Origin of the sequence: Dactylosporangium vinaceum, from assembly GCF_019904175.1 — a bacterium.
In the GTDB taxonomy this organism is placed as follows: domain Bacteria; phylum Actinomycetota; class Actinomycetes; order Mycobacteriales; family Micromonosporaceae; genus Dactylosporangium; species Dactylosporangium vinaceum.
Genome location: NZ_CP061913.1, coordinates 10,440,122 through 10,452,196, shown reverse-complemented (window position 1 = coordinate 10,452,196; position 12,075 = coordinate 10,440,122). Strand labels below are relative to the sequence as shown.

The following is a 12,075-nucleotide window of genomic DNA, read 5'->3' as shown; positions in this document are numbered from 1 at the left end:
CGCGCTCAGCCCAGCGACGCCAGCTGGCCGGACAGCCAGGATGACTGGTTCTTCAGCGAGCCCAGCGCCGTCTCCATCGCGGTGAACTGCTTCTGCAGCGTCGCCTGCCGCTGCTGGAGGCGGACGTCCCAGTCGCTGATCCGGTCGTTGAGGTCGGTGATCGCGCTGTTGCCGCTGGTGATCAGCTGGGCCAGGGTGCCGGTGTTCGACTGCGTGGCCTTGTTCGCCATGCCGACCATCTTGTCGGCGAGGCCGTCCTTGATGCCGTCGCCGTCGGTGTCGGTCGTGCCGTTGAAGTACGACTGCGTCTTGATCGGGTCGGCGTTGAGGGCCGACACGAACTTGGTCTTGTCGAACGTGAGCTTCCCGTCGCGGGTCAGCTCGATGCCGACGTCCTTGAGGCTGCCCAGGCCGCCGGCGCCGCCGGAGACGGTCTGCAGGATGTTGCTCGACAGCTGCTGCATCGACGAGTTGCCGGCCAGGGTGCCGGCGGGCACGGAGCCGCTGGAGTTCTGGGTCTGCGCGCCGATCTCGGACAGCGCGCCGTTTGCCGCGTCGACCATCGCCTGGACCTTTGCCGCGATGCCGTCGGTGTCGCTGGACACGCCGACGGTGATCGGCGGGTCGGTGTCCTTGGTCACGGCCTTCGCGGTGACGGTCAGGCCGTCCATGAGGCCCTTGAAGGTGTTCGAGGAGGAGGAGATCTCGAACGCGTTCGTGGTGCCGACGGTCAGCACGGCGTCGGAGCCCTGGGTCGCGGCCACGTCGGTGCCCAGGCCGTCGACGCCGCCGATGGAGAACGCGGAGGCGGCGCCGGTGTCCTTGGAGGTCAGCTGGAGGGTGTACTTCCCGGGGGCGAGCTGGATCGCGGTGGCCTTGACGGGCACGTCACTGGAGGCGTTGATGGCGTCGACGACGCCCTTGAGCGACGTGTCGGTGATCGGCAGGTTCTTGACCTCACCGGTGGCCGTGTTCGTGAACGAGATGCCCGCGGACGAGGTGATGCTGTCACTGGTCGCGGCGACGGAGCCGGCGGAGAAGATCCGGGACTCGGCGGCCGCGAGGCTCTTGACCTTGAAGGTCACCGAGCCGGTCTGGTTGCTGCCGGTCGCGCTCGTGGTGGCCAGCACGGAGTCGGAGCTCGACGTGGCCGTCGCACCCTTCCAGGCGGTCGGGTCGTTGAGGGCCTTCGCCGCCGTCAGCAGACCGCTCATCTTCGAGTTGATGGACTGGTACGAGCTGACGATCTTCTGCTGTGTGCCGACCTTGGCCTTGAGGGCCGTCTGCGGTGCGGCTTCGACCTGCATCAGACCGGCGATGACCGACGAGGTCTGCATGCCGGAGACGAGGCCGTCGACGCTGGCGCCAGTGACCATGCGGTACCTCCTGAGGAGAGGCGAGCGGGGAGGAGACCGTGCTCCTCCCCGGACGGTTGTGACGGGTTACCGCAGCAGTGACAGCACGTTCTGTGGTGCCTGGTTGGCCTGGGCCAGCATGCTGGTGCCGGCCTGGGTCAGGATCTGCGAGCGGGTGAACGACACCATCTCCTGGGCCATGTCCGTGTCCCGGATGCGGGACTCGGACGCGGACAGGTTCTCGACGGCGACGTTCAAGTTGTTGATCGTGTGCTCGAAGCGGTTCTGATACGCACCGAGCTGGGCGCGGGCGGTGGAGACGCCCTTGATGGCGGTGTCGATGGCGTCGATCGCCGCGGTGCCGGCGGTGGACAGGTCGAGCGAGCCGACACCGAGGCCGGCCGAGTCGAAGCCGGTCACGCCGGAGACGCTGCCGAAGGCGGCGGTGCCCAGGCTCACCGTGATCTGGTCGGAGGCCGAGCCGTTCGCGCCGACCTGGAAGGTCCCGATGAACGGGGTGGTCGACGTGTCGAGCAGTTTCTGGCCGCCGAAGGCGGTGGTGTTGGCGATGCGGTCGAGCTCCTGGTTGAGCTGGGAGAACTCGGTCTCGGCCGCGTAGCGGGCGTCGGAGTCCTGCGAACCCGTGGACGCCGCCTGCACCGACAGGTCGCGCATGCGCTGGAGGATCGAGTGGGTCTCGGTCAGTGCACCTTCAGCAGTCTGGACGACGGAGATGCCGTCCTGCGCGTTGCGCACGGCGACCTTCAGGCCGCCGATCTGTGATCGGAGCCCCTCGGAGATGGACAGGCCGGCCGCGTCGTCCGCGGCCCGGTTGATCCGGTATCCCGAAGAGAGTTTCTCCAGCGACTTGCCCATCTGGCTGTCGGTCACCGACAGGTTCCGATAGGCATTCTGCGCAGCGATGTTGTTGTTGATCCTGAGACCCATGGCGCTCCTCCCTGAGTCATCGAACCGGCCTCGCGCGGCCTGAGACGCGTCTTCTTCCGGTCCAATCGGACTACACGGGCATCGCTTGAGGGGAAAAGCTAAAGGAGATCATGTAGCAGGGCACGGCGCCCTGGCTGGATGCCGTGCCCTGCCTGTGCCCTCTGGGTCAGGTCAAGCCCGTAGGTCCTAGCGCAGCAGCGAGAGGACGTTCTGCGGCGCCTGGTTGGCCTGGGCCAGCATGCTGGTGCCGGCCTGAGTCAGGATCTGCGAGCGGGTGAACGACACCATCTCCTGCGCCATGTCGGTGTCGCGGATCCGCGACTCCGAAGCCGAGAGGTTCTCGACCGCGACGTTGAGGTTGTTGATGGTGTGCTCGAACCGGTTCTGGTACGCACCCAGGGTGGCCCGAGCCGTCGAAACACCCTTGATTGCCTTGTCGATCGCGTCGATCGCCGCGGTCCCGGCGCTCGTCAGGTCGAGCGAGCCGACACCGAGGCCGGCCGAGTCGAACCCGGTCAGGGTAGAACCGCTGCCGAAGGCGGCGGTGCTCAGGTTGACCGCGATCTGGTCGGACGAAGAACCGTTCGCGCCGACCTGGAACGTGCCCGTGTAGGCACTACCACCGACGTCCAGCAGCTTCTGGCTCCCGAACGACGTGGTTGAGGCGATGCGGTCGAGCTCCTGGCCGAGCTGGGTGAACTCGGTCTGAGCGGCCGACCGCGCATCGGAGTCCTGGGAACCCGTGGAGGCCGCCTGAACGGACAGGTCACGCATACGCTGCAGGATGGAGTGCGTCTCGGTGAGCGCACCTTCAGCGGTCTGGACGACCGAAATACCGTCCTGGGCGTTGCGAACCGCGACCTTCAGGCCGCCGATCTGGGACCGGAGACCCTCGCTGATGGAGAGGCCTGCGGCGTCATCGGCCGCCCGGTTGATCCGGTAACCCGACGACAGCTTCTCCAGCGACTTGCTCATCTGGCCGTCCGTCACCGACAGGTTACGGTAGGCGTTCTGAGCAGCGATGTTGTTGTTAATGCGAAGACCCATGATCTTCCTCCTTGAGCCGGGTCACGCCGGTCCATCCGTGGGCCGGTCGCTCATAACTTCGGCGGGAATGCCTGCCACCAAAGGGTTTCCGCGAGATATTTTCAAGATCCGGCGGCGGGGGTACCGCCCTGGGGCCGGCCCGCACCGCGAAGAGCCCGGCCCCCACGCACGGGGAACCGGGCTCCTGCGGTGACGCCGTTAGCGCAGCAGGGACAGGACGTTCTGCGGCGCCTGGTTGGCCTGGGCCAGCATGCTGGTGCCGGCCTGGGTCAGGATCTGCGAGCGGGTGAACGACACCATCTCCTGGGCCATGTCGGTGTCCCGGATGCGCGACTCCGACGCGGACAGGTTCTCGACCGCGACGTTGAGGTTGTTGATGGTGTGCTCGAAGCGGTTCTGGTAGGCACCCAGGGTGGCCCGCGCGGTGGAGACACCCTTGATGGCGGTGTCGATCGCGGCGATCGCGGCGGTGCCCGACGTGGTGAGGTCGAGCGAGCCGACGCCGAGGCCCGTCGAGTCGAAGCCCGACAGCGCCGAGCCGCTGCCGAACGCCGAGGCGAGGTTGACCGCGATCTGGTCGGAGGTCGAGCCGTTGGCGCCGACCTGGAACGTGCCCGTGTAGGCCGAGGCGCCGCTCTGCAGCAGCTTCTGGCCGCCGAACGCGGTGGTCGAGGCGATCCGGTCGAGCTCGGAGTTGAGCTGCGAGAACTCGGTCTGCGCGGCGGAGCGCGCGTCGGAGTCCTGCGAACCGGTCGACGCGGCCTGCACTGACAGGTCACGCATGCGCTGCAGGATCGAGTGCGTCTCGGTGAGGGCACCTTCAGCGGTCTGCACGACCGAGATGCCGTCCTGCGCGTTGCGCACGGCGACCTTCAGGCCGCCGATCTGCGAGCGCAGACCCTCGGAGATGGACAGACCGGCCGCGTCGTCGGCCGCCCGGTTGATCCGGTAGCCGGAGGACAGTTTCTCGAGCGACTTGCTCATCTGCCCGTCGGTGACCGACAGGTTCCGGTAGGCGTTCTGCGCGGCGATGTTGTTGTTGATGCGAAGACCCATGATGACTCCTCCGTGAATTGGGCCGGACTCCGCGAGCCGTCCTTGGCTCGCTCACCGTGAAACATCGGCTCCTTCGGCCGGCACATAAGGGTTTGCGGTGTGGTTTTTGGATTTTTCGGTACCGCGCTCAGAAGCTTCTGGGCATGCCGAGCGGGTTCGTGACGGCCAGGCGGGTGCTGAGGTCGCCCTGGGCGGCGATGTTCGCGTAGTACGCCTCGCGCCGGCGGGCCACGCAGCCCTTGTCGCGCGCGGCGGCCACGAGGTCCGGGTCGAGGTGGTTGTTGAGCCCGTCGCGCATCAGCACGAGGGCCTCGGCGCGCAGCTGGCTGACCCGCGACTCGGTGACCCCGAGCTGCTCGGCGATGTCGCTCATCGGCCGCTCGTCGAAGAAGTATGCGGTGACGACCTTGCGCAGCCGCTCCGGCAGCGCGGCCACGGCCTGGTGCAGGTAGCCGATGCGCTCCCGGTGCAGGATCAGCTCCTCGGGGCCGGCCGCCCGCTCGGGCACCAGATCCTCGGCTGTGCCGGCGGTGAAGCCCTGCAGTGACAGTACGACCGAACGTTGCACGTCCTCATTGAGACTCTTCAACTCTTCGACGGCGACACCGAGCGCCTCGGCCAGCTCCTGCTGGGACGGACTGCGCCCGAGCGCGGCGGTCAGCTCCTGCTGGGTGGTCTCGACCCGGCGGGCCCGGGTCCGCACGGAGCGGCTGGCCCAGTCCAGGCCGCGCAGCTCGTCCAGCAGCGCGCCGCGGATCCGGGTGGTCGCGAAGCTGCCGAACGGGATGCCCCGGGCGGGGTCGAAGGAGCGCGCGGCCCCGGCGAGCGCGGCCATGCCGGCCGAGATGAGGTCCTCGCGCAGGACGTGCGCCGGGAGGCGGCCGAGCATTTCGCGGACGAGGTGCCCGACGAGCGGAAGGTGAGTGCGCACGAGCTCCTCTCGCTCGGCGCTGGATGTCTTGATGGCGATCGTGGTCACGGCGACCTCTTCGTGGCAGGACTCGATACTCGTAGCCGAGTTGATCAACCCGGTACGACAAGCCTCTGTCACTTTGGGTTCACAACCGGTTCCACTCGGTTGCGAACAGGTTGTACTCGGGGACGGCCTGAGCCCGTTGCCAGGCCCTTGCGGCCGTCCCCGAAGTACGCGTCCCGGGACCTCCGTGTCCTCGCGTCGTTCCGGCCTCCGTGCCACGCGGGTGTTCCCAGGGCGTCCGTGCCCGACTGCTGCGGCGTCCGTGCCTCACAAGGTGGTGCTGTGCGCGTCCGTGCCTGGGCGTCCGTGCCTGGTCCGTGCTCCTCCCGCGCCCGAGTCCGTTCGGCGTGCGGGTTTGCAGCGCGTTCGTCCGTCGCTCCCGGACCTTCCGGTGCGACCCGCTGCGGGTCTGTGTGCCCGGTGCTCCGGCCGGTCAGGCCGCGCGGGGCAGGCCGAGCGGGGTGGTGACGGCCAGGCGGGCGTTCAGGTCGCCCTGGGCGGCGATGTTCGCGTAGTAGGTCTCGCGGCGGCGGGCTACGCAGCCGGCGGCGGCCGGGCCGTGCAGGAGCTCCGGGTCGAGGTGGTTGTTGAGGCCGTCGCGGAGCAGGACCAGGGCCTCGGCCCGCAGCTGGCTGATGCGGGACTCCGTGACGCCCAGCTCCTCGGCGATGTCGTTCATCGGGCGCTCGTCGAAGAAGTACGCGGTGACGACCCTGCGCAGGCGCTCCGGGAGGGCGTTGATGGCCTGGTGGAGGTAGCCGATGCGCTCGCGGTGCAGGATCAGGTCCTCGGGGCCCGCGGCGCGCTCGGGGACGAGCTCCTCGGCGCTGCCGGCGGTGAAGCCCTGCAGCGACAGCACGACGGCCCGCTGGACGTCGTCGTCGATCGTCTTGAGCTCCTCGACCGCGATGCCCATCGCCGAGGCCAGCTCCACCTGCGTCGGCGTGCGGCCCAGCCGCCCGGTGAGCTCCTGCTGGACGGTCTCGACCTTGCGGGCGCGGGCCCGCACGGAGCGGCTGGCCCAGTCCAGGCCGCGCAGCTCGTCGAGCAGTGCACCGCGGATGCGGCTGGTGGCGAAGCTGCCGAAGGGGATGCCACGGCTGGGGTCGAAGGAGCGCCCGGCCCCGGCCAGGGCGGCCATGCCCGCGGAGATCAGGTCCTCGCGCGAGACGTGGGCCGGCAGGCGGCCGAGCATCTCGCGCACCAGGTGACCCACCAGCGGCAGGTGGGCGCGCACGTGGGCGTCCAGCTCCGACGGGGTCAGGGTGGTGGCGGGGGCTTCGGCGGTGGTGGTCACGGCAACCTCTTCGTGGCAGGAGTTGGTTGGTCGAGAACCAGATTCGCCAGCCCCGGTTGCGCGCTCGGGTGACGCAAAGTTGCAGACCGGTTGTGCTCAAGCCGGGCATCGAAATGCCGAAGTGGCGGGCGTCCGACGAGAAGATGTGCTTGAGGAGAGGCGGAGCGGATGGGGCTGGCAGATCTCGCGAGCATCCTGTGGCGGGAGCGCGAGATGCTGGAGCTGCTGCTGTTCAAGCTGGAAGAGGAGCAGCTCGTGCTGGCCTCCGGGCGCACGCGGTGGCTGGCCCACGCCACCCGCGAGGTCGAGGTGGTGCTGGAGGAGATCCGGCGCACCGAGGTCGTGCGGGCAGCCGAGGTCGAGGCGATCGCGGGGGAGCTGGGTGTGGGGCCGAACCCGAGCCTCAGCCAGCTGGCCGAGGTCGCCCCGGCGCCGTGGTCGGACCTGCTCACCGAGCACCGCCGGGCGTTCCTGACGGTGACCGCCGAGGTGAGCGCACTGGCCGAAGCCAACCGGGACCTGCTCACCACCGGGGCCCGGGCGGCACGCGAGACCATGCTCGCCGTCGTCGGCTCCGTCGAGACCTACGGGAAGAAGGGCGAGACCGTGTCGGCCGCCGCCCGGACCCGGCTGATTGACAAGGCGATGTGATGAGCACTTTCCAAGGTCTGAACACGGCCCTGTCGGCCCTCTACGCGCAGCGCCGCGCTCTCGACCTCACCGGGCAGAACATCGCCAACGCCAATACCGAGGGCTACTCGCGCCAGCGGGTGGAGCTCTCGCCGGTGCAGTCGCTGACCCAGCCGGCGTACTGGTCGAAAAGCGAGGCCATCGGCGACGGCGTGAAGATCACCGACGTCACGCGGCTGCACGACGAGTTCATCTCCAACCGGACCCGGACCGAGCGCGGGCTCAACGCATACCTCCAGGCGCAGAACGGCGTCTACAACAACGTCGAGCAGGCCATCGGGGAGCCCAGCGACAACGGGCTGCAGGCGCAGCTGTCCGACTACTGGTCGGCCTGGTCGGACGTGGCCAACCGGCCCGGCGACATGTCGGCCCGCACCCAGCTGCTCTCCCGGGCCAACACCGTCACGCAGACCATGGGCACCACCCGGCAGAACCTCGACAACCTCTTCGGGGCGACCCGCGAGGCGCTCGACGCCGACGTGTCGGTGGTCAACCAGACCTCGGTCGGCGTCGCCGACCTCAACGCGCGCATCAAGCTGGCCCGCAACGCGAACATGCCGACGAACGAGCTTTCCGACCAGCGCGACCAGCTGGTGATGAAGCTGTCCGAGCTCACCGGCGCGGCCGGCCGGCTCAACGAGGACGGCAGCATGGACGTCGCGCTCGGCGGCAACCTGCTGGTGCAGGGCGACAGCGTGCGCAATCTGCGGGCGGTCGGCAGCACGACCGTCGACGGGATCGGGGTCGCCCCGGTGCAGGTGCAGTTCGCCGACAACGGCAGCTCGGCCGGCGTCACCACCGGCAAGGTCGCCTCCGGCCTGGAGGCGCTCACGAAGACCATCCCGGACACGGTCGCCGGCCTGGACAGCGTGGCCGCGACCCTGATCCAGAACGTGAACGACCAGCACGCCAAGGGCTACGACGTCTCGACGACGCCACCGTCGACGACCCCGAGCCCGCAGCCGGGCGGTGCGTTCTTCACCGGGACCAGCGCCAAGGACATCCGGGTCGCGATCACCGACCCGACGAAGATCGCCGCGTCGAGCACGCCCACCACGCCGTATCAGGGCGACAACGCCAACGCCATGGCCGCGATCGCGCAGAGTCCGCAGGGCGCCGACACGCAGTACCGCAACTTCGTCGTCGACATCGGCATCCAAGCCCAGACCGTCAACCGGCGGGCCCAGTCGCAGCAGGTCATCTCCGATGACGTCACCTCGGCCGAGCAGGCGGAGTCGGGCGTCAGCCTCGACGAGGAGATGACGAACATGCTGATGTACCAGCGCGCCTACGAGGCCGCCGCGAAGGTGGTCAGCACCGTCGACACCACGCTCGACACGCTCATCAACATGAAGCGCTGATAGGGGGAGGGAACGGATGCCCGGCTTCCGCGTCACCGAGCGCTCGGTGGCCACGAACACCCTGGCCAACCTGCAGGTCAACCTGCAGAAGAACCAGGACCTGCAGAACCAGCTGTCCAGCGGCAAGCAGATCACCAAGGCGTCGGACTCGCCCGGCGGCGCGGTCATCGCCATGCAGACCCGCAGCGACATGGCGACGCTGAACCAGTACTCGCGCAACGGCGACGACGGGATGGGCTGGTTGAACCAGGCCGACACGGCGCTCACCAGCGCCTCGACGCAACTCAACCGGGCCCGCGAGCTGGTGCTGACCGGCATGTCCAGCGGCACCGGCGGCGACCCCCAGGCCCGCGAGGCGATCGCGCAGGAGATGGACAACCTGCGTGGCTCGCTGCTCGACCTGGCCAACACCACCTACCTGGACCGGCCGATCTTCGGCGGTACCACAGCCGGCAACATCGCCTACGACCAGAACGGCGTGTACAAGGGCGACACGGGTCAGGTGAACCGTACGATCGGCGCGAACGCGACAGTGCGCGTGGACACCGACGCCGCCTCCGTGTTCGGCGCCGACCCCAACAATGTCTTCACGACGCTCGGACAGATCGCCGACGACCTGCGCAACAACCCGGCCGCGCTGCAGGGCGACCTGGCCAAGGTCGACACGGCGCAGAAACGCGTGCAGACGGGGCTTTCGGGCGTTGGATCCCGATACAATCAGGTTTCACAAATGCAGCAGGCCGCGGAGAACCGGGTGCTCGACCTGAGGACCCAGCTGTCCAATGTCGAGGACATCGACCTGCCGAAGACCATCACCGAGCTGTCCCTGCAGCAGACCGCCTATCAGGCGGCGCTGGCCGCCACCGCGAAGGTCGTCCAGCCGTCGCTTGTGGACTTTCTGCGGTAGACCGCACGGCGGCTCCAGTCAGTGAGGAATCTATGAGCGTCGCGACCGTTGACAGTCCGGGGGAGACGACCACGCTGCCGGTGATCGACTTTGTTGCGCCGATTCCGGGCTTCCCCGAGGATCGGCGCTTCGTGCTCGTCCGCCTCGACGACGCCGGCGTGCTGTACGCCCTCAAGTCCGTCGACTCCGACGGCCTGCGCTTTCTCGTGGTCCCGCCGACGCAGTTCTTCCCCGACTACGAGGCCGAGATCGACGACGAGACCCTCGCCGCCCTCGGCGTGTCCGACCAGGCCGACCTGCTCGTGCTCCTGGTCGTGACCGCCGGCGAGGCCGGTGCCGAGGACGCGACAGCCAACCTGATGGCTCCCATCGTGCTCGACCAGCGGACCCGCCGCGCGGTGCAGCTGATCCTGAGCCACAGCGGCCTTCCGGTCCGTCAAAAGCTGATGGTCGCCTGAACGAGGTCCCGCGGGGCTTTCCGGCCCGGCCGCCCCGACAATTCGGATACTGTTCGCGTATCGCCCACGGAAGGAGCGGCCCGTGCTCGTCTTGACCCGACGTCCCGGTGAAAGCGTGATGGTCGGTGACGACGTCGTCGTCACCGTGCTCGATGTGCGTGGCGACGTGGTGCGGCTGGGCATCAAGGCGCCCCGCAGCATCCAGGTGCACCGTGAAGAGGTGTACCGCGAGCTGCAGAAGGCCAACCGTGAAGCGGCCTCGCCCAGCGACGTCGCCGTGCGCGCCCTGAGCCGAATGCTGCGCACCGAACCCAAGTAACCACCGATCTAAACCCGATTGCTCAAGATTTCTCCGTCCGCGCCGATAGGCCGGGCGGAGAAATTCTTTGAGAAGGGCGTCAGATGGCCGCGGTGCGCAACCTTCCGATCGCCGCCAAACTCGGCACCGTCATCGTGCTCGCCGTCATCACTGTGAGCGTCCTGCTCGCCATCGGCGTCCGCGCGCTCGGCGCCGACGGGGACCGCGCCCGGCAGCTGCAGGTGCTCAACGGCCTGACCCGCACCACGCTCGAGGCCGACATGGCCCACGACGCGGTCCGCGGCGACGTCCTGCGCGCGCTGCTCGCGACGACCGGCGGCACCGACGTGTCCGAGGCGCAGCGCGACCTCACCGAGCACGCCAAGATCCTGACCGGCGCGATGACGCTGTTCACCGGGCCGGGCATGGACGCCGACGTGCGCGCCGCCGCGCAGGGGGTGCAGCCGGCGGTCGTGCGCTACCTCGACCTGGCCACCCAGGTGGTGCAGGCGGTCGCGGCCGGGCAGCGCACCGGGCTGGGGTACACCCAGTTCCAGACGTCCTTCTCCGAAGTCGAGGAGAAGCTCCCCGCGGTCGGGGACGTGCTCAGCGGGCACGCGAAGGCCGCGGCGGTCGCCGTCGAACGGGAGCGGGTGCGGGCCATCACCGGGCTGTCGCTGGCCGGCGGCGTCGGCATCCTGCTCATCGTCGCGGTAAGCATCCTCGTCGCCCGCGGCATCATCGTGCCGCTGCGGGCCGTCTCCGGTGTGCTGCGCGACATGGCCGGCGGCGATCTCTCGCGCAGCTGCGGTGTCGACTCCACCGACGAGGTCGGACGGATGGCCCGAGACCTCAATCAGGCAATCGAGAGTGTCCGCGGTACCGTCAAATCGCTCTCGGCATCCGCCGGCACCGTCGCAAGCTCAGCCGAGGAGCTGTCCGGCTCCGCGCAGCGGATCGCCGCGTCCGCCGGTGAGTCGAGCGGGCGCGTCGGCGCCGCGAACGAGGCCGCGAACCAGGTCTCCCTCAACGTCGACACGCTCGCCGCGGCCAGCGAGCAGATGAGCGGCTCCATCGCCGAGATCTCCCGCAACGCCAACGAGGCGCTGCGGGTCGCCGGCGACGCGGTCGCGATGGCCGGGCAGACCAACGCGACGATGGCCCGGCTCGGCGCCTCCTCGGCCGAGATCGGCAACGTCATCAAGGTGATCACCTCGATCGCCGAGCAGACCAACCTCCTCGCGCTCAACGCGACGATCGAGGCGGCCCGGGCCGGCGAGCTCGGCAAGGGCTTCGCGGTGGTGGCCGGCGAGGTGAAGGAGCTGGCCCAGGAGACCGCCCGGGCCACCGAGGACATCGGCGCGCGGGTCGACACCATCCAGGCCGACGCCCAGCAGGCGATCGCCGCCATCGAGGAGATCGGCTCGATCATCGCGCGCATCAACGACTTCCAGGTCACCATCGCCAGCGCGGTCGAGGAGCAGACGGCGACCACGCAGGAGACCAGCCGCACCGTGAGCGACGTCGCCACCCGGACCAACGAGATAGCCGCGACCATCGGCGACATCGCCGGCGTCGCCGCCCGCAACACCGACGAGGCCGGCACATCGCTCACCGCGGCCCGCCAGCTGGCCGGGATGGCCGAGCAGATGAGCGGCCTCGTCGCCCGGTTCCGGTTCTGA

General features: G+C 69.0%; 12 protein-coding genes. 6 read left to right on the top strand and 6 right to left on the bottom strand.

From position 1 onward, the window contains the following. Window positions 1-5: 5 nt before the first annotated feature. The 6 genes from fliD to Dvina_RS46935 form a co-directional block, all read right to left on the bottom strand. A complete protein-coding gene (fliD, locus tag Dvina_RS46960; protein ID WP_223098087.1) occupies window positions 6-1,376 on the bottom strand; it encodes a flagellar filament capping protein FliD in 1,371 nt (456 codons plus the stop codon). Between the two features lie 66 nt (window positions 1,377-1,442). Beyond that, the gene (locus Dvina_RS46955; protein WP_223098085.1) at window positions 1,443-2,303 is read right to left on the bottom strand and encodes a flagellin N-terminal helical domain-containing protein; all 861 of its coding nucleotides are present in this window, start codon (window positions 2,301-2,303) and stop codon (window positions 1,443-1,445) included. 186 nt (window positions 2,304-2,489) lie between these two features. Continuing rightward, a complete protein-coding gene (locus Dvina_RS46950) occupies window positions 2,490-3,350 on the bottom strand; it encodes a flagellin N-terminal helical domain-containing protein (protein WP_223098083.1) in 861 nt (286 codons plus the stop codon). A 198-nt stretch (window positions 3,351-3,548) separates the two neighbouring features. Continuing rightward, a complete protein-coding gene (locus Dvina_RS46945; protein WP_223098081.1) occupies window positions 3,549-4,406 on the bottom strand; it encodes a flagellin N-terminal helical domain-containing protein in 858 nt (285 codons plus the stop codon). Between the two features lie 127 nt (window positions 4,407-4,533). Beyond that, on the bottom strand, window positions 4,534-5,385 hold the full coding sequence (locus Dvina_RS46940; RefSeq protein ID WP_380027306.1) for a sigma-70 family RNA polymerase sigma factor: 852 nt from the start codon (window positions 5,383-5,385) through the stop codon (window positions 4,534-4,536). A gap of 430 nt (window positions 5,386-5,815) precedes the next feature. After that, complete coding sequence (locus Dvina_RS46935) at window positions 5,816-6,679, bottom strand: sigma-70 family RNA polymerase sigma factor (RefSeq protein ID WP_223098079.1); 864 nt, start codon at window positions 6,677-6,679, stop codon at window positions 5,816-5,818. Window positions 6,680-6,847: 168 nt separating this feature from the next. Between Dvina_RS46935 and flgN the strand changes: the two genes are divergently transcribed. The 6 genes from flgN to Dvina_RS46905 all read left to right on the top strand — a co-directional run bounded on the left by flgN (window position 6,848) and on the right by Dvina_RS46905 (window position 12,075). Then, entirely contained in the window at window positions 6,848-7,330 is a 483-nt protein-coding gene (gene flgN / locus Dvina_RS46930; RefSeq protein ID WP_223098077.1) for a flagellar export chaperone FlgN, read from the top strand. Further along, window positions 7,330-8,730, top strand: coding sequence for a flagellar hook-associated protein FlgK (flgK, locus tag Dvina_RS46925; protein ID WP_223098075.1), 1,401 nt, complete (start codon window positions 7,330-7,332; stop codon window positions 8,728-8,730). The genes flgN and flgK overlap by 1 nt, the downstream gene beginning before the upstream one ends. A gap of 16 nt (window positions 8,731-8,746) precedes the next feature. Then, window positions 8,747-9,637, top strand: a complete 891-nt coding sequence (gene flgL / locus Dvina_RS46920) for a flagellar hook-associated protein FlgL (RefSeq protein WP_223098073.1) — start codon at window positions 8,747-8,749, stop codon at window positions 9,635-9,637. A 32-nt stretch (window positions 9,638-9,669) separates the two neighbouring features. After that, window positions 9,670-10,095 (top strand): flagellar assembly protein FliW, encoded by a 426-nt coding sequence (gene fliW / locus Dvina_RS46915; RefSeq protein ID WP_223098072.1) that lies wholly within the window; start codon window positions 9,670-9,672, stop codon window positions 10,093-10,095. 82 nt (window positions 10,096-10,177) lie between these two features. Further along, window positions 10,178-10,414 carry a carbon storage regulator CsrA gene (gene csrA / locus Dvina_RS46910; RefSeq protein WP_223098070.1) on the top strand — a complete coding sequence of 79 codons (237 nt, stop codon included), beginning with the start codon at window positions 10,178-10,180 and terminating at the stop codon, window positions 10,412-10,414. Between the two features lie 92 nt (window positions 10,415-10,506). Next, on the top strand, window positions 10,507-12,075 hold the full coding sequence (locus Dvina_RS46905) for a methyl-accepting chemotaxis protein (RefSeq protein WP_223098068.1): 1,569 nt from the start codon (window positions 10,507-10,509) through the stop codon (window positions 12,073-12,075).

Excerpts from the sequence above, each read along its gene's own strand:
- Dvina_RS46945 (WP_223098081.1), bottom strand. The coding sequence starts at position 4,406 with ATGGGTCTTCGCATCAACAACAACATCGCCGCGCAGAACGCCTACCGG.
- fliD (WP_223098087.1), bottom strand. The coding sequence starts at position 1,376 with ATGGTCACTGGCGCCAGCGTCGACGGCCTCGTCTCCGGCATGCAGACC.
- flgK (WP_223098075.1), top strand. The coding sequence starts at position 7,330 with ATGAGCACTTTCCAAGGTCTGAACACGGCCCTGTCGGCCCTCTACGCG.
- Dvina_RS46955 (WP_223098085.1), bottom strand. The coding sequence starts at position 2,303 with ATGGGTCTCAGGATCAACAACAACATCGCTGCGCAGAATGCCTATCGG.
- fliW (WP_223098072.1), top strand. The coding sequence starts at position 9,670 with ATGAGCGTCGCGACCGTTGACAGTCCGGGGGAGACGACCACGCTGCCG.
- flgL (WP_223098073.1), top strand. The coding sequence starts at position 8,747 with ATGCCCGGCTTCCGCGTCACCGAGCGCTCGGTGGCCACGAACACCCTG.
- flgN (WP_223098077.1), top strand. The coding sequence starts at position 6,848 with ATGGGGCTGGCAGATCTCGCGAGCATCCTGTGGCGGGAGCGCGAGATG.
- Dvina_RS46950 (WP_223098083.1), bottom strand. The coding sequence starts at position 3,350 with ATGGGTCTTCGCATTAACAACAACATCGCTGCTCAGAACGCCTACCGT.